Genomic DNA, 25384 nt, shown 5'->3' with positions numbered 1-25384 from the left:
GGATAATAATTATGCAATTTAAACCTATTGTTTTCAGATAATATAGTAATTCTCATAAAAGGTTGATATTAATTTTTTTTTAAAATGAAGATAATATTTTTATTTTTTCAAACAATCAAATCACTAATTTCTGATATTAGACATAGTTATGAATCAAATAAACACTTCAAAACAATTGAATTTGAAAAATATATAAAAAATAATTATGCAAAATGGAATGAATTAGATGAAAAAATTTTTGGAAGTGAATTAATAGCAATAGACTGTACTAATTTCCATCCTATGAATTTAATACAAAATCTTATTTTAGCAAAATATTTACAGAAATTTTATAAGAAAGAAATATTAGTAATAGATAAAGTTAAAAATAAATACAGAAGTAGTCTCTATAAGAGTTTTAATATTACTAACATCACTTATATAACAAATTTAAATCCAATTAATCATTATTATAAACATTTAAAACTTTTCTTCTCTTTGACAAAAAAAATTAAAGATATTGATCAGTTTATAGATTTAAAATTAGATGACATTGAGATTGGAAAAGTTAGCTATGATGATTATCTGAGAAATTCTTTTGAAGGAACTGCTAATAATATAAATTATAAACTTTTTTTTTATTTATTTAAAAGTATTTGCTCATATAACGAAATACAAAAAATATTAAAAATTTATAAAATAAAATACTATGTCACACATGAAATTCAATTCAATCCGGAAGCAATTATTTTTCAACTTTTTTTAAAAAATAAAATTAAAATCTTTTGTAAGGGTATAGGACAAACTAAGATAGGTCTAAGATTATTTAAAAATTTTTCTCAAAGAAGATATAATAGAGCTAGTTTAAGTAAAAACACTTATTTGAAACTTTTACAAAGTTCTAAAAGAGATACGTTTATAAAAAAAGGTGAAGAACAAATATTAAGTAGATTTAAAAATAAAAGAAATTTAAATGATATATTTGATCTCACATTCGCTTTTAATCCAGAAAAAAAAATAGTCGACAAAGACTACATTTGCAAGATATTTGGTTGGGATAACAAGATTCCAATAATAGTAGTATTCGCAAATAATATTTTTGATGGTGTATTTGAAAAAAGAATATCAATTTTTCAAGATAACTATATTTGGCTTCAAAAAACATTAAAATATTTATGTGAAAATAAAAAAATAAATATTTTAGTTAAAAAGCATCCTACAGAATATGAGATTACAAAACTGAAAGATAAAACTGAGATAATTGTTGATAATTATAAGTTTAAAAATAATAATTTAAATATATTCCCTAATGAAATACACCCAAGCTCAATATTACAATTTGCTAAATGCGTCTTCACAGAACATGGAACGGCAGGATTGGAATACTCCTGTTTTGGAATACCAGCTATTGTGACTGGTGATGCTATTTATTATAGAACTGGATTTGCGTTCGAACCAAAAAATATTGATGAATATAAACAACTTATTTATAAAATTCACGAATTACCTAAATTAAACGAAGATCAAATTAAAAAAGCTAAATTATTTGCATTTTATGATATAGAATTAAGCAGAGTTGAAACAAAACTAAATTCCTATATTAATACTACTGGTAACAACATTAACAATGAATATTGGAATAATTTATCACTCAATTTAAAAGATTTTAATTTTGAGAATTGCAAATTTTTTAAAATGTTAAATACAATGTTAAAAAATAAAAATTATAATATCCTAAATTTTGACGAGCTATAAATATGTTTAAATTTTTAAATAAAAAGGTTGTTTTAATCACTGGCGGAACAGGTTCATTTGGAAAAAAAGCTGTAAATTTTTTATTAAATAAGACAAAAATAAAAAAGATAATAATTTTATCCAGAGATGAACAAAAACATCATAAATTTAATTTAACACTGCCTCCTAAAAACAGATTAAAGGTTAGATTTTTTATAGGTGATATTAGAGATTACGAAAGAGTAAAAATGGCATGCAATGAAGTTGATTACATCATACATGCAGCTGCAATGAAACATGTATATCTCTCAGAATATAATCCAAACGAAGCTATAAGTTCAAATATTTTAGGTACTCAAAATATAATTAAAGCAGCTATAGAAAATAGATGTAAAAAAATGATTTTACTTTCAACAGATAAAGCTGTTGAGCCTATTAATCTTTATGGAGCTAGTAAACTTTGCGCTGAAAAAATTGTTATTGCAAGTAATGCCTACAGCTCAAAACAAATTACTCGATTTGCGGTTGTCAGATATGGAAATGTAATAGCATCTGAAGGTAGTGTCATACAACGTTTCTTAGAAATAAAAAAAAATAAAGAAAAATTTTTCAATGTTACCTCTGAGAATATGACAAGATTTTGGATCAACTTTGATAAAGCTGTAAACTTTGTATTCAATTCTTTAAATGAATGCAAAGGAGGAGAAATATACGTGCCAAAGATGGAAAATTTTAAGATAACAGATATTGCGAAATCTATTGACCCGAAGAAAAAAATAAAATTTATAGGAAGTACAGTTGGTGAAAAAGATTATGAAAAACTTATTACTGAATACGAGTCACTAAGATGTGTTATTTCAAAAAATAAATTTGTAATTTACCCTGATAAAGAATTTATTTTTTGGGATCAAAAAAATAAAAATTACAATTTAGTATTTAATAAAAAAAAATTTTCATACTCAAGTGATAAAAATATAATAATTAATAAAAAAAAAATTAAAAATATTCTTCAGATATGATTTTGGGAACAGCCCATTTTTTTAGAATATATGGCATAAATAATAATAAAAAAAAAATATCAACCAATGTTACAAAAAATATAATAAATAATTTTTTTAAAAAAGGTTATAGACAAATTGATACTGCTCCTGGATATAATAATGAGATAAACCTATCAAAAATTTTAAATAAACATAAAAATAAAATTTTAGACACCAAAACATTAAATTTAAATACAATTAATAAAAAAAATTTAGATTTGTGTGAAAAAACATTTTTTAATAGTTTAAAAATTTTTGATGTAAACAAATTTAACAATATTCTGGTTCATAATCCTAAAAATTTATTAAACAAAGATAAAAATATCTTTTTTAAACTTTTAAAGTCATTAAAAAATCAAAAACTTGTTAATAAAATAGGAGTCTCAATTTATAATTTTGAGGATATTAAAAAATTAAATGAAAGATTTAATATTAGACTTTTTCAAGTTCCATTTAATATTTTTGACCAAAGACTTTTAAATTTAGAAGTGCATAATTTCATAAAAAAAAAGAAAATTGAAATTCATGCAAGATCAATTTTTCTACAAGGAGCATTGTTTATGTCTATCCCAAAAGCTAAAAAAAAAATAAAAAATAAAAAATTTATTTTAAAATTAAATGAATTAGATAATTTATGTGCAAAAAACGAGGTTAGAAAAATTGATCTAATTATTAATTATGTCCAAAATTATAAATTTATAAAAAATAAATTAATTGCACCAATTTCATTAAAGCAAATGAATGAAATTTTTTCTTTTAAACATATAGATTTAAGTAAATTTGATTTAAAATATTTAAACATTAAGGAAAAAAAATTAATTAATCCATCTTTTTGGTAAAAAAGATAGTAAAATGAGCTTAAAAAAAGCTTGGATTATTCTTATATTTCCCGAAATAATATTATTATCAAAACTAGATGTTTTACCTGATTTTTTTATACTTACATCAAATTGAAAAACTTTAATTTTTTCAATTTTTGCTATTGCAATATAATAAGCTCCAATACAGTTTATGTTTTTGTAATTTATAGCTTTTTCAATAAATAATTTAGAATAAACCTTTAATCCACAAAATGGATCATTTAAACAAAATATAAATTTGGATAAATAACCTACTATATGTTCTGCTAATCTATTCTTAATGTTCCGGTTTCCAACTGCAATTTGTACAGTTGAGGGCAATTTTGAAATTTTTTTAATATTTCTAATTGAATGTTGACCATCACCATCAATTACTACAATTAGATCAAAGTTTAATTTTTTTCTTATGTACTCAATTCCTCTATAAATAGAAAAATCGTATCCCATATTTTTATTATTTATTATTAAATAATTAGAATACTTTGAAGCAATGATTTTAGTATTATCAATTGAGCCATCATCCACCACAACCACTTTGCCATATTTTTTAAAATTTATGATAGTTTTTTTTATATTTTTTTGTTCATTTAAAGCTGGTATTAAAAAAATTATCTTTTTATCATTGACCATTTTAAATAATCGTGTTTTGTAAGATTTTTATTAATTTTTTTTCCAATAAGTTTTTTTATTTCGTATGGTTCGACTGCATCTATAGGACAGGGTCTTAAACAAGTTAAATCCTCTTTCATTATTGTTGATCCTTTTTTTAAATCTCTTTTTATTCTTATTGACCTTCTTTGTATAATTGAAGTTTCCTTTTCATTCTTTTCGATTTTTTTCTTTCCATCACCTAAAGATAAAAATAACTTATTTGAAGAGACAACCATTTTTTTCCATTCTACTGGATTCATTGAAAACTTATGATCTGGCCCTTCTCTAGAGTTATCATCTGTAAAATGCTTTTCGATAACTGTGGCACCTAGTGCAATTGCACCTAAAACTGTTTCAGAACCATGAGTGTGATCTGATAAGCCAATAATATGTTTTGGAAATACTTTTCTAAACTCATTGATAACTTTTAGGTTTATATAATTAAAATTTTTTTCATCTGCTGTATAATTGGTATTGCATTGCATTATAACTATCTTTTTATTTATTCTCTCTACTTTATTGACCAAATCTATTACTTCTTTTAAATCAGACGCCCCAGTTGCTATCATGATTGGTTTTTTTGTTTTAGCAATTTTCAAGACATTCTCATGCCATGTGATATCACCAGAACCAATTTTCCAAAAATTTAAATGGTTATTTAAATAATTAATTATTCCCTCATCATATGGAGCTGTAAAATATTCTATATTATTCTTCCTACACTCCTTTTTAAGCTCTAAAGTCCATTTTAAAGGTAATTCAGCAGCTTTATAAACATCGTATACAGATTTTTTCCACTTTGATTGATGGGAGAGACCTTTTTTTAAATCCCTGAAACCTTTATCTGAAACTATAGTTTCGGCAAAAAAATTTTGAAATTTTGCAGCATCAGCTCCATTTTTAGCCGCTAATCTAATCAATTTTTTTGCTCTTGTAATTGATCCATCATGATTAGCAGCTATATCAGCTATAAAATAAGGTTTTCTTTTAAAGTAACTATGAAAGTTTTTTAATTTCATTTTCAATATTTGGAAGTTTTATTTTAAAATTTCTTATAAACTTATTACAATTCATCGACATATCCAATGGTCTTTTTGGGTTTGATTTATTCATTTTTACTTCATCGTATGAGGTATTTATTTTTAATTTTTTGAATACTTTAACTGCAAAATCTTTTTTCGAAATTTTATTTAAAGAGCCTAAATTATAAGTGCCCTTTTTATTTGATGTCATAATTTTTAAAATAATCTTACTTAGTGTATCTATGTTCAGAGGTGAAAAATAAACATTATTATATAAGTTAATTTTTTTCTTTTTTTTGCAGCTTTCTATTAACCAATTTACAAGGCCAGTATTTTTAACTCTATTTATACCAAAAAAATTTGTTCTTAAGATGATAGAATCGCAATTTTTTGCTAAACTTTCAGCTTTAAATTTTGTTTTACTATAATAATTAAGTAATGAAATATTTCTTTCAGAGGAGTAGCCCCTCTTTGCATTATACAGTTGATCTGTTGATATATAAATTAATTTAGTATTATTTGTTTTACAATAACTAACTATATTTTTTTGTGTATTAACATTTGTTTTATAAGCTAATTTTTTGTTTTTTTGACATAAATTCACATTAGTAAGTGAGATTAAATTTATAATAATGTTAGGCCTGATTTTTTCTAAAAACCTAATATTTATTTTTTTTGATATATCAAAATTAAAAAAACTCTTTTTTTTATTTCCATGAAAATAAATTTTTCTTTTTGAGTTTTTTTTTAAATAAGATCCTAAAAACCCACTCCCACCAAGTATTAAAATTTTCATTAATTTATTTTTTTAGATATTCTTAAAAAAGCCAGTTCAAGTGCTTTGGAAAATTTTTTGAAATGATTATCTGTATGAGCTGACATTGCATAATATATATTTGAGGCTAAAATTTTGTTTTCTATCATTGTCGATATAAGTATTTTTTTAGCAATTAAATTTTTTGTTTTTGAATATTTAAAATCAAATTTTGCTAATGGATCAATTCCATAGGTGTTAATTTTAACATTATATTTTTTTGCAACATCCAACCAAATTTTTTTAACTTTTTTTCCATTTGCTATTAATTTTTTATATAATTTTCTTTTTTCAAATTTTTTAATTGTACTTAATGCAGCTGTATAACCAGTTGCCTCCATCCAGTTTGTACTGCTAATAAAAATTTTATCACAAATTTTCATTATCTCTTTTCTACCTAAAATTGCTGCTATGGGATATCCATTACCCAATCCTTTTCCAAAAACTGCAATATCGGGATTTACCTTTAATTTTAAATGAGATCCACCATTGCAAATTCTAAACCCAGACGAAATCTCATCAAATATTAATATAATGTTATTTTTTTTTGCAATTTTGTAAATATTTTCTAAAGCAATTTTATTCGGTTCATCATTACGAATTGGTTCAACAATTATGGCTGCAATTTTATTTTTATATTTTTTTATTAAATTTATTAACTGTTTGTTGTCATAAAATCTAAATGGAATTGCTGTATTTTTTAAAACCTTAGGTACCCCTAAAGGATTAATATTATTAAATAAATGATTATTTAAATTATTATTATTTTTCAAGTTTGCTGACATGTACCAATCATGCCATCCATGATATCCTGAAAACAGTACCTTATCCTTTCCTGAGCTAGCCCTTGCAATTCTGACTGCAATAGACATGGCCTCCCCCCCAGATTTACAAAATCTAATTTGATCAGACCATTTATGCATTTTACAAAGTTTTTCAGCTAGTTTCACTTCGTTTACATTTATTAATGAAGAACTAACACCATTTTGAATTGATTTTATAACTGCACCATCAATATCTTTATCAGCATATTCTGTCAAAACTGAACCAATACTAGCAATACTCATATCTAAAAATTTATTGTTATCATTATCAGTAATAAATACTCCTTTAGCTCGAATATAATATGTGGGCCAAACGTTATAATCAAAACGATTAGGGTTCTTTGATAATAATTGTGTAAATGCTGGGATTAAATTAACAGCCTTTTTTTTTAAAAGTTTTGTCTTATGATTTTTTATATTCATTTTTAATTGATTTTTCCAATCCTTCATTCCTAAAATATTTTGAATTTATTATGAAATGTTTACTGTAAGTTTTGTAATATTTAATTATATCGTTATAACTAAAATTTATTTTATTAAAATACTTAAATATTTTGTTTAACAAAATTAAGTCCTTTTTATAGTCAATACATAAACGAAGTTTAGAATAATCTATGCTTGAAATAAAATTATAAATTTTGAATTTTTTTGGATTTTCAATCATATATTGAGTCATATGTTCTCTTTGATATTTTAATTTTGCATTTTTAAATGATTTTTTCAGTGATTTTCTATTAAATATCCAAAAATCAAATCCATCTGGATAGGTTGCTTTAATTGTATTAGTCACTAAATCATAATTGTTTTCTAAATAAAAATTTATAAATTTTTTTAAAAATTGACTTTCAAGAAATGGACAATCAGAAGTTATTCGCATTATATGTTTTGAATTAAATTTTATAGCTGCTTTATAATATCTAGTTAGTAGGTCCAAATTTTTGCCTCTAAAATATTTAATTTTATTTTTAAGACAAAAATTTACAATTTTATCATCTTCTTTTTTATATGTTGTAAGTACAACAATATTATTTACATTTTGTATATTCTCTAATCTTTTTATCAAAAAACTTAAAACAGAATATTTCCCAATTTTTTTAAATACTTTTTTTGGAAATCTTTTTGAACCTAATCTTGCCTGTATGAAAACATCAATCACAATTTTATTATTTTGTATTTTAAATTTTTAATTTCATCAATTTTGTGTGAAGACATAATTATGGTCTTATCTTTCATATTTGATAAATTGTATAAAATTTCTAAAGAAGTCTCTTTATCTAGTGAACTGGTTGGTTCATCTAAAATTATTATTGGAGTATCACGATAAATTGATCTTGCAATAGCTACTCTTTGTGCTTGACCTCCACTTATATTTTTTCCAAGCTCACCTACTTTGGTATCTAATCCATTTTTTAAATTGTTAAAAAACTTATCAAGGCACGAAAGCTTGATTGATAAATTAAGTTTATTTTTATCTATGTTATATTTTGTAAGTGTTATGTTTTCTATGATAGTTTTATCTAATAAAAGAACTTTTTGAGGTACGTAGCTTATTATTGATTTTAAACTCTCATTCTCTAACTCTTGTGAAATTAAATCTTCATTTAAAAATATATTTCCTGATTTTGGAATTCTAAAACCTAAAATTAAATCTAAAATCGTAGATTTACCAGATCCACTTTCTCCAACTAAACATATTTTTTCTCCTCTATTAATCTCTAGATTAAAATTATTTATTAATTTGATTGATGGATCGTAATTAAATTCAACATCTTTGATTTTAATATTCCTAAAATTAATTTTTTTATTTAATTTATTTGTAAAAACATTTTTATCAATTTCGTCTATATTATACTTTTGCAATTGATCAATTGTGTAATTTAAGCTTTTTATTATACTAGTACCAACAAATATTTCCTGAAAAGTTGGTATAAGTTTATATCCAGCAAATACGAGAACAATCATCATTATAAAATATTCACTTAGATTGTTATTATTAAAAATATAATTATTCAAAACTCCAATTATAATAACTGATGATATCAAAATTGTTTCCAAAACATATTTTGGAAGCAAGGTAATTGAGGAATTAATATACTTTGCATCATTTAGTTTGCTATTTAGTTCAGTCATATCATCAAGTAAGTCTTGCTTTAAATTAAACACACTTATTTCACGAAAACTTGTAAAAGTTTCTGTAATTAATTTGACTTTTCTAAAAGAAGATTCGGTTATATTTTTTCCATTATCATAAAGTTTTTTTTCAATTTTTTTGTAAAAGAGAAAGTAATAGCCAATTATAAAGATAGTTAAAAAGATTGATAATTTAAAATTGATAAATATAAAAGATATAACAAAAATTACCATAACGATAACTCTCGAAAATATTCTTAAAAGAAACATTACGCAGCTATAAATAAATCTATCAGTTTCTTCGGTTAACATCACTATTATTCTATTTGTATTAAGTCCAGACAGTTCATTAATATTTTTTTTTAAACTATTAAAATATAGTTTAGTTGATAGTAATTTTGCAATTTTATAACTTATTTTAAAACTAAACTTTATTGATAAAAAAATTAATATCTGACTAATAATAAAAAATAATAAAAAGAAAATTGGAAAAAATAATTTAACAGTTAATTCATCATCCAATAGATTGTTTAATTGAAAAAAAGTTAAAAAATTAATAAATTTTTCATTTTCTAAAAAATTATTATCAAGTAATATTGCTATTGCTGGACCGATAGAATAAATAGTTATAATTTCAAATATTGCAGTTATTAAAAAAAAAATTTGTAAATATTTCAGACTTTTAAATGTTTTTTCGGGTATTAATTTTATGCCTGATAATATTAATCTAAACATTAGATTATAATTAAAATTTTATTAATTTTTCTGTTTCAGTTTCAAAAAATATTTTAGTTTTAAGAGAATTTTGAGCTTCTTCAAAACTTAAATTGGAATATTCTTTGAAGCTATTTTTAAAATAAGCTTCTTTGACAGTTTTAATTTTAAATTTATCAGCATATTTTTGATTTACAAAAAATAAATTGTTACCATTTGAATTTGACCCTAATAAAAAATATCCTTTTTTATTAGCCAAATTATTAATTGCATTTATTGAAGCACCATAATAAAGCTTGTCAAAATTATTATTTTCTCTAACGAAGTTCTTTTGATAAGGTATAGTAATTGAAGCCTCGCTACCCAGAAGACTATTATATTCGCATATAAGAAAAATAGGTTTTAACTTTTTAAAATCTAAACTTTTTAGTATCCAATAATCATTTCCGTCAATATCTATAGATAAAATTCCTAATGATTTATCTTGTAAATAATCACCAATTATCAGATTTATATTTTCAGCAGTAATAAATTGCTGCTTTGCTTCTAAATTATATTTCCAGTAGTAGTAGCTATTTCTTATTCTACTTATATTTAATTTGTCTCCATCCAAGACTAATCCACTCCAGTTATTATTTAAAAGTAAAAAACGTGTATTTGACTCCTCATAATCTTCAACTCCAAATTCAATAAATCTTTTCGGAATATCTTCTATAGAGTGAATTAAATATTGAATTATACCATCCTCACCAAATTGAGAAAATACAGAAAATTCATAATCATTTATATCGCTGCTCATTTTTGTTGTATTTTGATTTATTAAAATTTTACTATTCAAAATTTTTAGACTTTCTAAAGTTTTTATTATTCCAATTTTTTCAAGATTTTTTTTGATATATTGTTTCAACAATTTTATAAGATACATATATAAGGACTATAATTTTATATACTCTTAATGAATTTGATCAATAAAAAAATTTTAATTACTGGGGGATATGGATTCATAGGTTCGTATATTTTTAAAAAATTTTATAAAAAAAATAAAATAGTTATCATTGGAAAAAAAAAAAATATAAAAAATAACTCAAAAAATAGAATAACTTTAGAAAATCTATATAAACTAAATTTTATTCCAGATGTTATATTTCACTGCGCTGGTAGTGGCACTGTCAGTGAAGCTCAAAAAGATAAAAAAAAATCTTTTGAAGACGATTATCAATCAACAAAAAATTTGGTAGACTTTTGCATTAAGATAAAAAAAAAAATAACCTTTATTTATATTTCTTCTGCAGCTGTTTATAAAAACAATTCTAATATATTAAAACCTACTTCCATATATGGAAAAAATAAACTCAAGTCTGAAAAACTTCTTAAAAAACATTTGGGTAATAAAATCAAACTTATAATTATAAGATATTTTTCTATTTATGGTGATGGATTAAAAAAACAACTTTTATGGGATGCGTGCAACAAAATATTAATAAAAAAAAAACTTACTTTTTTTGGAAATGGGCATGAAAAAAGAAGTTGGTTACATATAAGTGATGCAATAAATATTATTGAGTTTTTATTGAAAGTATTTAAAAAAAAAATTTTTGTTTTAGATGGTCATGCATATGATGTTTTAAAAAATAAAGAAATTATTGAAAAAATAGTTATGAACCTAAAGATCGAGAATAATATAAAATTTAATAACAGAAAACAAAATTTTGTTCCAGATAATCAAATTTCTAGATGCAATAAACTTAAAAATTTAGGATGGAAGCCTAAAATAAATTTGGATAAAGGAATTAAAAAATATATTTTATGGTTTTTAAAATATAAAAAAATAAACAGGTAAAACTAATTTTTTTTAAGTATGACAAGTAATAAAAGTAAACTTTTTATAGCAGGTCACAACGGAATGGTTGGCAGGTCTTTAAAAAGACTATTTGATAAAAAAAGAAAATTTAAGATTCTAACAGAAAACAGAAAGATTTTAGATTTGAGAAATAAGACTTTGGTTTATGATTGGTTCAAAAAAAATAAACCGGATATTGTAATTAACGCTGCAGGAAAGGTTGGGGGTATAATTACTAATTCAGTAGATTCGATAGATTTTCTAAATGACAATATAGAAATTGGACTTAACTTATTAAACGCATCAAATAAATATAAAGTCAAAAAGTTTATAAATATAGGATCTTCTTGCATTTACCCTAAACTTTCCAGACAACCCATAAAAGAAAAATACTTATTAGATGGTAAATTAGAGGAAACAAACAAATGTTATGCGCTTGCAAAAATTTTGGTTGTTCAACTTTGTCAAGAATATTATGAAAAAAATAAACAAAATTTTATTTCCGTAATGCCAACTAATCTATATGGTCCATTTGATAACTATAATGATCACACAAGCCACGTATTAGCTGCTCTTATTAAAAAGATATACCTTGCAAAAAAACATAATAAAAAAGTTGTAGAAGTATTTGGCAATGGGAAACCTTTAAGAGAGTTTTTATATGTTGATGATTTAGCTGAGGCGATCTATTTAATTTTAAAAAAGAAAACAAATCATAAAATTTTAAATATTGGTTCAGGTGAGGAAATATCTATAATTAAGCTAGCAAATAAAATAGCAAATATAGTAAAATTTAAAGGAAAATTTATTTTAAATAAAAACAAGCCAAACGGGACTCCAAGAAAATTTTTAAACTCAAAAAATATAAGAGCGTTAGGTTGGAAACCTAAAATAAAATTAAACAAAGGCCTGAAATTAACACTGGATGCCTTTATTTCAAACAATCAATAAAAACATAATTATTGATGATTAAGTTTTATTAATGATATAAAAAAGTATGTTTTTGTTAATTGATGGCTTTTGGGCATCTGGAAAATCTATATTAAAATCTCTTTTAGATGGTCATCCAAAACTAAAGGTTTCTCCAGGACAAGAAGCTGTTTTTTCAGCTTTTGCAAGAAATAAAAAACTTCTAAAAAAATTATCCTATAAAGATTTAAGTATAATTAGAAAAATATTATCAGATAGTTACTACTATGATCTTGAAAGATATCACTTAAATAATCATTCAACTGTAGATTGGAAATTTTATGTGAAATTAAATTTTTATCAGTTTGAAACGTATTGGACAAAAAAAATAAGTGAATTAAAAAACTGGAATGCAATTAAAATTATTGAAATAATTCATACATCTTTAATAAAAAATTTTTATAACATAACTTATTACGAGGCAAATAAATCATTAAAAGTTTTTATGGAAGACAACAATTTTGAAAGTCATTTTTTTTATCTTAAAAATTTCAAAGATTCAAAGCTGATCTTAATTTCTAGAGATTTTGGAGACGTAATTGCATCAATGATAAATAGAAAAAAGAACAATAATATTTATCACACCGATAAATTTGATGAAATTAATAATTTTAATTATTTAATCTATAAAAAATTCTTAGGCTTTAAAAATGAAAATAATAAGATAATTGCCAAAACATTAAAAAAAAAATTTCCAGGCAGAGTGTACATTTGTGATTTTGATAAGCTTATATTTAATACAGAAGATGAAATGAGAAAAATTTGTAAGTTTTTAAAAATTAAATTTAATAAGATTTTGTTAAAGAATACTCATTTTGGCAAGTTAACAAAAAGAAACGATAAAAAACAAATTCTGGGAAAAAAAATTTTTGAAAAAAAGAAACATTTATCAAGTGCTCAAATAAAATTATTGAATATTATAGAAAACAAAGAAGAACAAATTACACTTGTATCTTACATTTCATTTATAATTTTGAAATGTAAATATTTAATTTACAAAATATTTACTAATGTTAATAATAGAATTAAAAGATTGTAAAACAATTTAAATTTTAAAACTAAATTTTGCTTTTTGTGCTACAATATGATGTGTTCTTTTCTAATATAAGAAATGAAAAATTTATAAATGATAAGCATATTTATACCTATAAGAAAAAACAGCAAAAGAGTTAAAAATAAAAATATCCATAAAATAAAAAAATACAAACTAGGTCTAACTGAGATAAAAATTTTGCAATTAGAAAAATTTAGAAATAAAATATCAAAACTAAAAAAATTAAGAATATTTAACCATAAATTTGAGTATATAATTTCTACAGATTTACCAGAAGTAATAAAATTTTGTAAAAAATTTAATTGGATAAAAATACATAAGAGAAAACCAAGTTTATCTGGTGATAATTCTTTGCAAAAATTAATTGATATAATACCTGAAATTTGTTCAGGTAATTATATACTCTGGACACACGTTACAAGTCCTTATTTTTCCTCAGACTCTTACATAAATTTTTTAAAAGTTTTTTTTAATAAAAAAAAACAAAAAAAAATTCAAAGTGCCTTTAGTGCAAATTTAATAGGCAAATTTGTATACTGTAAGAAAAGAGGATGGATATCACATGATACGAGAAAAATTAAGTGGCCGAAAACTCAAGACCTTAAACCTTTATTTTCTATGAATAGTGCTGCAATCATTTCTGAAAGAAAAGTATATATTAACAATAAAGATAGATTGAGTAAAAAGCCATTACCGATTTTATCAAATTTAAAAGAGGGATTTGATGTTGATAATAATGAAGATTTTGAAGTTGTTAAAAATGAAATTAAAATATCTATATAAATTGAAATTTTTTAAAAAATTTTTTTCAGTGCATAAATCAAGCCAATTGAGCTATTAGTACTGGTCAGCTGCACGCATTACTGCGCTTCCACATCCAGCCTATCAACGTGGTGGTCTACCACGGCTCTATAGGAAGAACTAGTTTTGAGGTGAGTTTCCCGCTTAGATGCTTTCAGCAGTTATCTCTTCCATACTTAGCTACCCGGCACTGCAGCTGGCGCTACAACCGGTCCACCAGTGGTATGTTCAACCCGGTCCTCTCGTACTAGGGTCAACTCCTCTCAATTCTTCTACACGCATAGCAGATAGGGACCGAACTGTCTCACGACGTTCTGAACCCAGCTCACGTACCACTTTAATTGGCGAACAGCCAAACCCTTGGGACCTGCTCCAGCCCCAGGATGTGATGAGCCGACATCGAGGTGCCAAACACTGCCGTCGATATGAGCTCTTGGGCAGTATCAGCCTGTTATCCCCGGCGTACCTTTTATCCGTTGAGCGATGGCCCTTCCACTCAGAACCACCGGATCACTATGACCGACTTTCGTCTCTGCTCGACTTGTCAGTCTCACAGTCAGGCAGGCTTATGCCATTGCACTCTACGAACGATTTCTGACCGTTCTGAGCCTACCTTCGCACGCCTCCGTTACTATTTGGGAGGCGACCGCCCCAGTCAAACTACCCACCATACAATGTCTTGATGCCGGATAACGGCGATCAGTTAGATACCAAGAAAAACAAAAGAGGTATTTCACTGGTGACTCCACATAAACTAACGCCTATGCTTCAATGTCTCCCTCCTATGCTAAATATGTTTTTCCTAATACCAATGTAAAGTTGCAGTAAAGGTGCACGGGGTCTTTCCGTCTAACTACGCGAACTCCGCATCTTCACGGAGAATTCAATTTCACTGAGTTGATGTTGGAGACAGCGGAGAAATCGTTACGCCATTCATGCAGGTCGGAACTTACCCGACAAGGAATTTCGCTACCTTAGGACCGTTATAGTTACGGCCGCCGTTTACTGGGGCTTCAGAAGTTAGCTTGCACCAACCGCATTAACCTTCCAGCACCGGGCAGGCGTCAGACCCTATACATCCACTTACGTGTTAGCAGAGCCCTGTGTTTTTGATAAACAGTCGCTTCTCCCTGGCTTGTGCCACCCATCTCTAGTTGCCTAAAAACAGGTCTTCCTTATCCCGAAGTTACGGAAGCATTTTGCCGAGTTCCTTCAACATCATTCTCTCAAGCGCCTAAATATACTCTATTAATCCACCTGTGTCGGTTTAGGGTACGGTCTAATGATGGAGCTATTTCTTGGAACCTTTTCGCGGCAAGCTCAATCCATTAAGAACTCACAACTTACAAGATTCGTCACTACCATCTGGTTAAGGAATATTAACCTTATTTCCATCGACTACGGCTTTCGCCCTCGCCTTAGGTGCCGACTAACTCTGCGCGGATTAACCTTGCGCAGAAACCCTTGGATTTTCGGCGAAGAAGTTTTTCACTTCTTTTATCGTTACTTATGTCAGCATTCGCACTTCTGATACCTCCAGGATCCCTCACGGGTACCCCTTCACAGGCTTACAGAACGTTCCGCTACCAGTTATAATTTCCAAAGAAATTACAAATCCACAGATTCGGTATATGATTTTAGCCCCGTTACATCTTCGGCGCAGAAACTCTATTAGACCGGTGAGCTGTTACGCTATCTTTAAAGGATGGCTGCTTCTAAGCCAACCTCCCGGCTGTTAAGGAATTTCCACATCCTTTCACACTTAATCATAATTTGGGGACCTTATCTGGTGGTCTGGGCTCTTTCCCTCTCGACCATGGACCTTAGCACCCACAGTCTGTCTGCTGAGGAACAATGTTTAGCATTCGGAGTTTTATTAGGTTTGGTAAGAATCTCTTCCCCCTAGCCCATTTAGTGCTCTACCTCTAAACATTTATTTACTCAACGCACTACCTAAATAGTTTTCGCGGAAAACCAGCTATCTACGAATTTGGTTGGCCTTTCACCCCTTACCACAAGTCATCCAAAGACTTTTCAACGTCAACTGGTTCGGTCCTCCGGTTGGTGTTACCCAACTTTCAACCTGCTCATGGTAAGCTCATTCGTTTTCGGGTCTAATTCATAAAACTAATCGCCCTATTAAGACTTGCTTTCGCTGCGCCTACACCTAGATGGCTTAAGCTTGCTTTATAAATTAAGTCACTGACCCATTATACAAAAGGTACGCCGTCACTCTAAAAAGAGCTTCGACTGATTGTAGGCATGCGGTTTCAGGTTCTATTTCACTCCCCTAATAGGGGTTCTTTTCACCTTTCCCTCACGGTACTAGTTCACTATCGGTCACTGAAGAGTATTTAGGCTTAGAGGGTGGTCCCCCTATATTCGAGCAGGATTTCACGTGTCCCGCTTTACTCAAGAATTTTGTTAAACATTACTCATACGGGACTATCACCCTCTATGGTTAGCATTTCCAAACTATTCAAATTTTTTTAACAAAACTACTGGCCTAGTCCGCGTTCGCTCGCCACTACTAACGGAATCTCAATTGATTTCTTTTCCTCTGGTTACTTAGATGTTTCAGTTCTCCAGGTTGTCTCTTTAAACCTATGTATTCAGTTTAAAGTACCACATAAAGTGGTGGGTTTCCCCATTCGGAAATTTTCGGATCAAAACTTACATACAGCTCCCCGAAACTTATCGCAGTATATCACGTCCTTCATCGGCTTTCAGTGCCAAGGCATCCACTACACGCCCTTAAACGCTTGATTTATGCACAGAAAAAAATTCTGTGTTGAATCAAATTTTTATTTTGAACATTAGCTAATAACATTACTAATGTTCGGATATAGATATTGATATTAATTAATAATTTTTTACGATTTTTTATAACTAAGTGTTTTGGTGGAGGATAGCGGGATCGAACCGCTGACCTCCTGAATGCAAATCAGGCGCTCTCCCAGCTGAGCTAATCCCCCATGATCTTAAATTGGTGGGCCGAGAAAGACTCGAACTTTCGACCCCACCCTTATCAAGGGTGTGCTCTAACCAACTGAGCTACCGGCCCCTATGCAAAGAGAAACACTACTTTAAGAAGAGAAATGAGGACGGTCAACATTACCTGTATATTATTTAGAATGAAATTTTACTTTCATTCATCCTTAGAAAGGAGGTAATCCAGCCGCAGGTTCCCCTACGGCTACCTTGTTACGACTTCACCCCAGTCGCTGACTATACCGTGGTCAAGGGTTTTAAACCTTGCCTTAAGGTAGAACCAACTCCCATGGTGTGACGGGCGGTGTGTACAAGACCCGGGAACGCATTCACCGTGGCACGCTGATCCACGATTACTAGTAATTCCAGCTTCATGCACTCGAGTTGCAGAGTGCAATCCGAACTGAGGTATCTTTTAAGGATTTGCTTGACCTCGCAGTCTTGCTTCCTGTTGTAGATACCATTGTAGCACGTGTGTAGCCCAACACGTAAGGGCCATGAGGACTTGACGTCATCCCCACCTTCCTCCAGCTTATCACTGGCAGTTCTTTCAGAGTGCCCAACTTAATGATGGCAACTAAAAGTGAGGGTTGCGCTCGTTGCGGGACTTAACCCAACATCTCACGACACGAGCTGACGACAGCCATGCAGCACCTGTGTTTCGTCCGGCCGAACCGAAAACTCTAATCTCTTAGAGTCGCGACGAACATGTCAAGTGTTGGTAAGGTTCTGCGCGTATCTTCGAATTAAACCACATGCTCCACTACTTGTGCGGGTCCCCGTCAATTCATTTGAGTTTTAACCTTGCGGTCGTACTCCCCAGGCGGTGTGTTTATCGCTTTCGCTGCGACACTGAAAATATATTTCCAACGTCTAACACACATCGTTTACGGCATGGACTACGAGGGTATCTAATCCTCTTCGCTACCCATGCTTTCGTTCCTCAGTGTCAGTAATGATCCAGAAAGCTGCCTTCGCAATTGGTATTCTTTCTAATATCTACGAATTTCACCTCTACACTAGAAATTCTGCTTTCCTCTATCATACTCTAGCTGAAAAGTTTTAATGGCAGTTCCAGAGTTAAGCTCTGGGATTTCACCACTAACTTTTTCAACCACCTACGAACTCTTTAAGCCCAGTAATTCCGAACTACGCTAGGTCCCTTCGTATTACCGCGGCTGCTGGCACGAAGTTAGCCGGACCTTCTTATTCGGGTACAGTCATTTTCTTCCCCGACGAAAGAGCTTTACAACCCAAAGGCCTTCTTCACTCACGCGGCATCGCTGCATCAGAGTTTCCTCCATTGTGCAAGATTCCCCACTGCTGCCTCCCGTAGGAGTTTGGGCCGTGTCTCAGTCCCAATGTGGCTGATCATCCTCTCAAATCAGCTATTGATCACAGTCTTGGTAGGCCATTACCCCACCAACAAACTAATCAAGTGCAGGCTCATCCAATGGTGCATAAAGCTTTCTCCGTAAAGACTTATCCGGTATTAGCACAAGTTTCCTCGTGTTATTCCAGGCCAAAGGGTAGATACCTACATGTTACTCACCCGTCTGCCACTAAGTATTGCTACTTCGTTCGACTTGCATGTGTTAGGCGTGCCGCCAGCGTACGTTCTGAGCCATGATCAAACTCTCAAGTTTAAAAACGGCGCACACTAGCTTCCATATAAATTCTAAGAATAAAACTTATATGTGATTGAAGTGTGTACGACAAATTTTTGGTAACCTTAACCGTCCACACTTCTCTTCTTAAATTTTAACTTTTAAAATAACTAATTGAGCAAAAAAGGCTCAATAATCCTCACTAATTTATTGTATTAACAATAATTTTACTGAGAAAGTTCAGTGCTTATAGGCTAAAAATAATGGAAATCAAGCATTTAAGAATAAATTTTTAAATAAAAACACCGCATTTTAAGGGCTTTTTTTTGATTTTTACCACTCTCTAAACTAATAATTGTGTTCACTTAAATATAAAATGTTTAAAATTCTATTGAGTAAGATTAAAAAAAACTTTGAGATTTTTGGCTTAGTTTGTTTAATTCTTCTTACTGCAATCTTCACAAGTTATTTTAATTCAACAAAAAAAGAGGATTTAAAAATTTATAATAGTTTTATTGATAACATTTATTTTAAAAAAACGCTTACGCACATAGTTGAAAATCTTGAACCAAAATACAAAAAAATAAAACATAAAATAAAATCTGGCGAAACATTTGATAAAATTTTAGAGAATTATCAAATACAAAAAAAAGAAATATCAGAAATAAAAAATGCTTTAAAAAAAAAAGTTAATCTTAATAAATTGAATACTAAACAAATTATTGAGTTCAGCTTAGATAAAACCAATAATCAAATTAATGAATTTACTTTTCAAATATCAAATAAAAAAAAAATATTTTTAATAAGAGATAATTCTAAAAATACTTTTAATGATGAAATTATATCAATTAAATTGGAAAAGAAAATAGTTTACAAAGAAAACTTAATTTTACAAAGTCTATATAAAGCTGCAACAGATGAAAAAATACCAGCAAATATAATAATTGAATTTGCTAGGATATATGGTTTTCAAGTCGACTTCCAAAGAGATATAAGAAAACAAGATAAGTTTCAAATAATGTATGAAGTTTTCCTAAATGATAAAAATAAAATCATTGAAACAGGAGAAATACTTTTCGCTAATTTAAAATTAAGTGGTCAAGATAATGGGCTTTATTATTTTGATAAAGAAGGAAGTCAAGGGCATTATGATAAAAATGGTAAGAGTGTTAAAAAAGCTTTAATGAAAACTCCAATTAATGGAGCAAGACTTTCATCTCCTTTTGGTATGAGAAAACATCCTATAGATGGATACAATAAAATGCATAGAGGTACCGATTTTGCTGCACCAACAGGAACACCTATAATGGCATCTGGTGACGGTGTTGTAAAAAAAGCTGGATGGTGTGGTGGAGGTGGTAACTGTGTAAAAATAAGACATAACTCAACTTATCAAACAGTGTATGCTCATATGTCAAAGTTTGCTCGTGGTATTAAAGCAGGAGTAAGAGTAAAACAGGGTCAAACAATAGGTTACGTTGGTTCTACCGGTAAGTCTACTGGACCTCATTTACATTACGAAGTGATTGTTAATGGGAAAAAAGTTAATTCTCAAAAGCTAAAACTTCCTTCTGGTAAAATTTTGAAGGGTAAGGAAAGAAAATTATTTGAAACTAATAAAATTAAACTGGATGTTCTTAAATCAGAAAAAATTATAGGTTTGAATTAATTAGCCTCTGCTGGTGTTTCAGTTTGAATATCTAAGTTAGAATTGTCTTTTAAATTTTTTTCGGAAACATCAATATTTTCTGATGGCTTATTTGTTTCTTTTTCATTTTCATCAGATTTCACTTCTAAATTTCTCTCTTTTTTGAAGCTTTCTCTTTCATTTAGTATTCTTGTAAAATGATCAGCATGCTGAAGGTAATTTTCAGAAAGAATTTTATCACCATTTGACAAAGCCTCTCTAGCTAAATCATTGTACTTTTCGATTAATTTTGGTGCATTGTGATTGTTTCTACCTGGAGACTTTCTTTTGAAATTATCACCATTAGAAAAATTTGAACTAAATTTCTGCCTGTCACCATTAGATTTAAAATTTCTATCGTTTCTTCTAAAATTATTTCTTCTATTGTTGTTATTACTGTTATTCCTAAATGTTACCATGATTTAAATAATTATATTTTTGTGCAAATTATGCATCGATCATTATAAGCAAGATCTTTTAGAGCACTATTTATATAAAAACCCTCTTTATTTAATAATTTAATTACTTTATTTTTTTGATCAAAACCAATCTCTAAAATAAATTTACCATTTTTTTTAATCAGTTCAGATGATTTTTTAATAACTTTTCTGATTTCTGATAAACCATCTAATCCACCATCTAGTGCTATTTTTGGTTCAAACTTAGCAACTCCTTTATCCAAATATTTTATAATATGTTTTTTAATATAAGGAGGATTAGAAACAATCAAATCATATTTGCCCAAACTAAATTTGTCAACATTAGATTTATATAATTTAAGTCTATTATGTACTTTTAGAGTAATTGCATTCATATAAGCTATTTTTAAACAATTTTTGCTTATATCTATTCCCGTTCCATAAAAATTTTTTCTCTCTTTTAATATAGACAAAAGTATACATCCAGATCCTATTCCAATATCTAAAATATTAAGTTTACTTTTATTTTTTGTTAAATTTAAAATATTTTCTACAATTAGCTCAGTATCAGGACGAGGTATTAGAGTATCTTCTGTTACAAAAAATTCTGAATTCCAAAATAACTTTTTATTTGTCAAATGCGATACCGGCTTACCTTTGGACCTTTCATTAATTAGTTTTTGAAACAAATTTAAATTTATTTCTTCTATTTTTTCTTGAGAATTAAGTATTAAGTATTTTTTATCCTTATTAATTGCTTTTGACATTAAAATTTCTGAGTCCAAATAAGGATTTAAAAAAAATTTATCTTTTAAAATTTGAGCACCTTGAGCTATTGCTGATTGAATATTCATTTATTTTAAATTACTTAAACTTTCTTCTTGTGCTTGCAGTGTAAGTGACTCGATCATTTCATCAAAAGCTTCACCTTCAAGAAATTCTTCTAATTTGTGCAAAGTTAAATTTATTCTGTGATCAGTAACTCTACCTTGTGGAAAATTATAAGTTCTAATTCTTTCTGATCTATCTCCAGTACCAATTTTAGTTTTTCTATCTTGTGATCTTTCTTGATCAATTCTTGATCTTTCAAGTTCATATAATCTTGCTCTTAAGATTTTCATTCCTTTTGCTTTATTTTTGTGCTGTGATTTTTCATCTTGTTGAGAAACTGATAAACCAGTGGGTATATGAGTTATTCTAACAGCGCTATCTGTTGTGTTAACTGATTGTCCACCTGGACCACCTGCTCGAAAAACGTCAATTCTTAAGTCAGAGTCGTTTATTTTTAAATCTACTTCTTCAGCTTCAGGTAAAACAGCAACTGTGGCTGCGGATGTATGCACTCTACCTTGTGTTTCGGTATCTGGAACTCTTTGAACTCTATGCACACCACTCTCATATTTTAATGTTGAATATATATTTGTACCTTTAATAGATGCAATTACCTCTTTTAAACCTCCAGCATCACTTCTTGAAATAGAAATAAGTTCTAATGACCATTTTTTTTTATGACTTACTTTTTCATACATTTTGAAAAGGTCTGAAGCAAATAAACTTGCTTCTAGTCCACCAGTTCCAGCCCTTATTTCTATTATTGCATTTTTTTTATCTGCTTCATCTTTTGGCAGTAAAAATAATTTTAATTTTTTTTCATTGATCTCATGTTGAGATTTCAAATCAACAAGTTCTAACTCAGCCATATTTTTTAATTCTTTATCTGATGAGTTGTCCTCTAATATTTTCTCTAATTCTTGTTTTTCATTTTCGAAAGATAAATATTTTTTAGCATTTAAAATTATTTCATTAACATCTGAATATTCTTTTGATTTTTCAGCAAATATTTTATTATCTAAACTTCCTGATGATAGATCTTTTTCTAGTGTAGAATGTTTTATAATTAATTCTTCAATAGTCTTTGTTGGTATCATTGTAAATTTTCTAATTCAGAGGCCTTTTTTTCAACCTCTGCTACGACTTTATTAACTATATCATTAGTTAATACTTTTTCACTTTGTACCCCAGATAAATAAAGCATGTTGTTACCTTTTCCACCTCCAGTTATTCCAATATCAGTTAAAGCAGCCTCACCAGGTCCGTTCACAACACAGCCAATTATAGATAGGGTAATTGGAGTTTTTATATGAGTTAATTTTTCCTCTAAAATTTTAACTGTATCAATTACTTGAAACGCTTGCCTTGCACAAGATGGGCAGGAAATTATTTTAACTCCTCTATTTCGTAATCCTAAAGATTTAAGGATTTCATTTCCAATCTTAACCTCTTTTACAGGATCATCTGACAAAGAAACTCTTATAGTGTCACCTATTCCGTCTAATAGCAATGAACCTAGTCCTATTGAAGACTTAACACTTCCTGATACAAAACTCCCAGCCTCAGTTATTCCAAGATGAAGAGGATAATCAGTAACATCTGAAAGATGCCTGTAAGCTGCAATCGACAAAAATACATCAGAGGACTTGACGCTTATCTTGAAATTAAAAAAATCTTGATCCTCTAATATTTTAATATTTCTTTTTGCACTCTCCACTAATGCCTCAGGGCATGGCTCTTTATACTTTTCTAGAATATCTTTTTCTAGAGAACCTGCATTAACTCCTATTCGAATTGAACAATCATTATTTTTTGCTGCACTTAAAACTTCATAGATTTTATTTTTATCACCAATATTTCCAGGATTTATTCTTAAACACTTTGCTCCATTTTCTGCAGCTTCTATAGCTCTTTTATAATGAAAATGAATGTCTGCAATTACAGGTATTTGAACATTTTTTGTAATTTCTTTTAAGGCTTTTGCAGAGTCCTCATCTGGACAGGAAACTCTTACAAGGTCAGCACCCTCTTCATGAATTTTATTTATTTGTTCTATAGTAGCTGAAATATCTGTAGTCAAAGTATTTGTCATTGATTGAACTGATATTGGACTGTCACCACCAACTTTAACATTACCAACGTTAATTACTTTAGTTTTTTTTCGATTTATATTTCTAAATGGTCTTACATTCATAAGTTTAATCTAGTTTAAATTCTTTATGAAGAGCAGCTATTGCTTTTTTTACATTTTTTGATGAAACTAATACTGAAATTTTAATTTCAGATGTTGATATAACTAAAATATTTATTTGTTTTGAAGCTAAAGCTTGAAACATCCTGTAAGTAATTCCAGGTGTAGTAATCATCCCAACTCCAATTATAGAAACTTTGGAAAGATTTTTATCAAAAGAAAGTTTTTTATAAGATATAGATTTATTTTGCTTAATTAATTTCTCAGTTTTTTTCAGATCATCAGATTTAATTGTAAAAGTTAAGTCAGTATCTTTTCCATTTTGAGAAATATTTTGTACAACCATATCAACGTTAATTAAATTTCTTGATAGTGGTCTAAAAACTGAAGCAGCAACACCAGGTCTATCTTTAACTCCTACAATTGTGATCTTAGCATCATTTTTAGTTGAAGATATCCCAGTAATTATTTGATCGCTAAACGCTTTTTTAGAGCCTGTTATTAATGTACCTGGTTTACTTACAAATGAAGACTTAACTTTAATATCAATATTATTTAGCTTTGCATCTTGAACCGATGTTGGTTGCATCACTTTTGATCCTAATGATGCCATTTCCAACATTTCGTCATAAAATATTTTTTTAATTTTCTTTGCTTTTTTATGTTGTCTTGGATCAGTTGTATAAACACCATCGACATCTGTATAAATAATACATTCATCAGCTTTAATAAATTTTGCTAACATTATTGCAGTTGCATCAGAACCGCTTCTTCCTATTGTGGTAATTCTATTTTCATTATTAATTCCTTGAAAGCCAGTAACAATTGGGATCCCACCTTGTTTCACATAATTATTTAATTCTTTTGTAATTATCTTATTTATTCTTGCTCCAGAATAAGGTCCATCAGTAATTATTGGTAATTGCCAAGAAACCCATGACCTAGATTTAAAACCATCATGAGTAAGTCTTCCAGCAATTAAAGCACATGAAACTTGTTCTCCAGTGGATACAAGTGCATCATATTCAGATCTGCTAAAATTATTACTAATTTGCTTCGATTTTTTTACGAGCTCATTGGTTACTCCACTCATTGCAGATGAAATCACCAAAACTCTATTTTTTTTCTTTTTATAAGCAGCTATAATTTTGCATACTTTTTTTATCCTATCGATACTACCAACAGAAGTTCCACCAAATTTTAGTACAACAGTTTTCATGATCAGT

Annotated in this window: 20 protein-coding genes, 2 tRNA genes and 2 rRNA genes; 8 read left to right on the top strand and 16 right to left on the bottom strand. The window is 28.3% G+C overall.

Annotated features, from left to right (window positions below; translation table 11 throughout):
• Nucleotides 1-84 precede the first annotated feature (84 nt).
• The 3 genes from ACTTBM_RS06675 to ACTTBM_RS06665 are packed head-to-tail and all read left to right on the top strand — an operon-like array spanning nt 85 to nt 3592.
• The gene (locus ACTTBM_RS06675) at nt 85-1734 is read left to right on the top strand and encodes a hypothetical protein (RefSeq protein ID WP_440635244.1); all 1650 of its coding nucleotides are present in this window, start codon (nt 85-87) and stop codon (nt 1732-1734) included.
• Between the two features lie 2 nt (nt 1735-1736).
• Nucleotides 1737-2732, top strand: coding sequence for a polysaccharide biosynthesis protein (locus tag ACTTBM_RS06670; RefSeq protein WP_440635243.1), 996 nt, complete (start codon nt 1737-1739; stop codon nt 2730-2732).
• Nucleotides 2729-3592: an aldo/keto reductase gene (locus tag ACTTBM_RS06665; RefSeq protein ID WP_440635242.1), complete on the top strand. Its 864-nt coding sequence runs from the start codon at nt 2729-2731 to the stop codon at nt 3590-3592. The genes ACTTBM_RS06670 and ACTTBM_RS06665 overlap by 4 nt, the downstream gene beginning before the upstream one ends.
• Here the strand turns inward: ACTTBM_RS06665 and ACTTBM_RS06660 are convergent.
• From ACTTBM_RS06660 to ACTTBM_RS06630, 7 genes are read right to left on the bottom strand one after another with little or no spacing between them, the layout of a single operon-like run.
• A complete protein-coding gene (locus tag ACTTBM_RS06660; protein ID WP_440635241.1) occupies nt 3569-4243 on the bottom strand; it encodes a glycosyltransferase in 675 nt (224 codons plus the stop codon). The genes ACTTBM_RS06665 and ACTTBM_RS06660 overlap by 24 nt on opposite strands.
• Complete coding sequence (locus ACTTBM_RS06655; protein WP_440635240.1) at nt 4222-5283, bottom strand: N-acetylneuraminate synthase family protein; 1062 nt, start codon at nt 5281-5283, stop codon at nt 4222-4224. Before ACTTBM_RS06655 ends, ACTTBM_RS06660 begins: the two co-directional genes overlap by 22 nt.
• On the bottom strand, nt 5261-6082 hold the full coding sequence (locus tag ACTTBM_RS06650; RefSeq protein WP_440635239.1) for a sugar nucleotide-binding protein: 822 nt from the start codon (nt 6080-6082) through the stop codon (nt 5261-5263). The genes ACTTBM_RS06655 and ACTTBM_RS06650 overlap by 23 nt, the downstream gene beginning before the upstream one ends.
• Nucleotides 6082-7374, bottom strand: a complete 1293-nt coding sequence (locus ACTTBM_RS06645) for an aminotransferase class III-fold pyridoxal phosphate-dependent enzyme (protein ID WP_440635238.1) — start codon at nt 7372-7374, stop codon at nt 6082-6084. The genes ACTTBM_RS06650 and ACTTBM_RS06645 overlap by 1 nt, the downstream gene beginning before the upstream one ends.
• Nucleotides 7328-8080, bottom strand: coding sequence for a cytidylyltransferase domain-containing protein (locus tag ACTTBM_RS06640; protein WP_440635237.1), 753 nt, complete (start codon nt 8078-8080; stop codon nt 7328-7330). The genes ACTTBM_RS06645 and ACTTBM_RS06640 overlap by 47 nt, the downstream gene beginning before the upstream one ends.
• Nucleotides 8077-9789 (bottom strand): ATP-binding cassette domain-containing protein, encoded by a 1713-nt coding sequence (locus ACTTBM_RS06635; protein WP_440635236.1) that lies wholly within the window; start codon nt 9787-9789, stop codon nt 8077-8079. Before ACTTBM_RS06635 ends, ACTTBM_RS06640 begins: the two co-directional genes overlap by 4 nt.
• Nucleotides 9790-9799: 10 nt before the next feature.
• Nucleotides 9800-10693 (bottom strand): hypothetical protein, encoded by an 894-nt coding sequence (locus ACTTBM_RS06630; protein WP_440635235.1) that lies wholly within the window; start codon nt 10691-10693, stop codon nt 9800-9802.
• Nucleotides 10694-10723: 30 nt separating this feature from the next.
• Here ACTTBM_RS06630 and ACTTBM_RS06625 point away from each other — a divergent pair, with 30 nt between their 5' ends.
• The 4 genes from ACTTBM_RS06625 to ACTTBM_RS06610 all read left to right on the top strand — a co-directional run bounded on the left by ACTTBM_RS06625 (nt 10724) and on the right by ACTTBM_RS06610 (nt 14414).
• A complete protein-coding gene (locus ACTTBM_RS06625) occupies nt 10724-11608 on the top strand; it encodes an SDR family oxidoreductase (protein ID WP_440635234.1) in 885 nt (294 codons plus the stop codon).
• Nucleotides 11609-11626: 18 nt separating this feature from the next.
• Nucleotides 11627-12559, top strand: coding sequence for a GDP-L-fucose synthase family protein (locus ACTTBM_RS06620; protein WP_440635233.1), 933 nt, complete (start codon nt 11627-11629; stop codon nt 12557-12559).
• A gap of 46 nt (nt 12560-12605) precedes the next feature.
• Complete coding sequence (locus ACTTBM_RS06615) at nt 12606-13616, top strand: sulfotransferase (protein WP_440635231.1); 1011 nt, start codon at nt 12606-12608, stop codon at nt 13614-13616.
• An 87-nt stretch (nt 13617-13703) separates the two neighbouring features.
• Nucleotides 13704-14414, top strand: coding sequence for a hypothetical protein (locus tag ACTTBM_RS06610; RefSeq protein WP_440635230.1), 711 nt, complete (start codon nt 13704-13706; stop codon nt 14412-14414).
• A 33-nt stretch (nt 14415-14447) separates the two neighbouring features.
• On the opposite strand, the gene ACTTBM_RS06605 is transcribed toward ACTTBM_RS06610, so the two are convergent.
• From ACTTBM_RS06605 to ACTTBM_RS06590, 4 genes are all read right to left on the bottom strand, one after another.
• Nucleotides 14448-17200 (bottom strand): 23S ribosomal RNA (locus ACTTBM_RS06605).
• A gap of 131 nt (nt 17201-17331) precedes the next feature.
• Nucleotides 17332-17407, bottom strand: a tRNA-Ala gene (locus ACTTBM_RS06600).
• 12 nt (nt 17408-17419) lie between these two features.
• Nucleotides 17420-17496 (bottom strand) — tRNA-Ile (locus ACTTBM_RS06595).
• 98 nt (nt 17497-17594) lie between these two features.
• Nucleotides 17595-19069 (bottom strand): 16S ribosomal RNA (locus ACTTBM_RS06590).
• Together the 16S and 23S rRNA genes with 2 tRNA genes alongside form the textbook arrangement of a ribosomal RNA operon.
• A 337-nt stretch (nt 19070-19406) precedes the next feature.
• On the opposite strand from ACTTBM_RS06590, the gene ACTTBM_RS06585 reads away from it, so the two are divergent.
• Nucleotides 19407-20699, top strand: coding sequence for a peptidoglycan DD-metalloendopeptidase family protein (locus tag ACTTBM_RS06585; RefSeq protein ID WP_440635229.1), 1293 nt, complete (start codon nt 19407-19409; stop codon nt 20697-20699).
• Here ACTTBM_RS06585 and ACTTBM_RS06580 read toward each other — a convergent pair.
• The 5 genes from ACTTBM_RS06580 to ACTTBM_RS06560 are packed head-to-tail and all read right to left on the bottom strand — an operon-like array spanning nt 20696 to nt 25377.
• Complete coding sequence (locus ACTTBM_RS06580) at nt 20696-21136, bottom strand: DUF4167 domain-containing protein (protein WP_440635228.1); 441 nt, start codon at nt 21134-21136, stop codon at nt 20696-20698. The genes ACTTBM_RS06585 and ACTTBM_RS06580 overlap by 4 nt on opposite strands.
• An 11-nt stretch (nt 21137-21147) precedes the next feature.
• Nucleotides 21148-21990, bottom strand: coding sequence for a peptide chain release factor N(5)-glutamine methyltransferase (gene prmC / locus ACTTBM_RS06575; protein ID WP_440635227.1), 843 nt, complete (start codon nt 21988-21990; stop codon nt 21148-21150).
• Nucleotides 21991-23064 carry a peptide chain release factor 1 gene (gene prfA / locus ACTTBM_RS06570; RefSeq protein ID WP_440635226.1) on the bottom strand — a complete coding sequence of 358 codons (1074 nt, stop codon included), beginning with the start codon at nt 23062-23064 and terminating at the stop codon, nt 21991-21993.
• A complete protein-coding gene (ispG, locus tag ACTTBM_RS06565; RefSeq protein WP_440635225.1) occupies nt 23061-24161 on the bottom strand; it encodes a flavodoxin-dependent (E)-4-hydroxy-3-methylbut-2-enyl-diphosphate synthase in 1101 nt (366 codons plus the stop codon). The genes prfA and ispG overlap by 4 nt, the downstream gene beginning before the upstream one ends.
• Before the next feature lie 4 nt (nt 24162-24165).
• Entirely contained in the window at nt 24166-25377 is a 1212-nt protein-coding gene (locus ACTTBM_RS06560; RefSeq protein ID WP_075505992.1) for an aspartate kinase, read from the bottom strand.
• Nucleotides 25378-25384 lie beyond the last annotated feature (7 nt).

It is taken from the genome of Candidatus Pelagibacter sp. HIMB1746 (assembly GCF_052047555.1).
Classification (GTDB): Bacteria; Pseudomonadota; Alphaproteobacteria; order Pelagibacterales; family Pelagibacteraceae; genus Pelagibacter.
The sequence above is the reverse complement of the archived record's forward strand: the minus strand, read 5'-3'. Positions and strand labels throughout refer to the sequence as shown.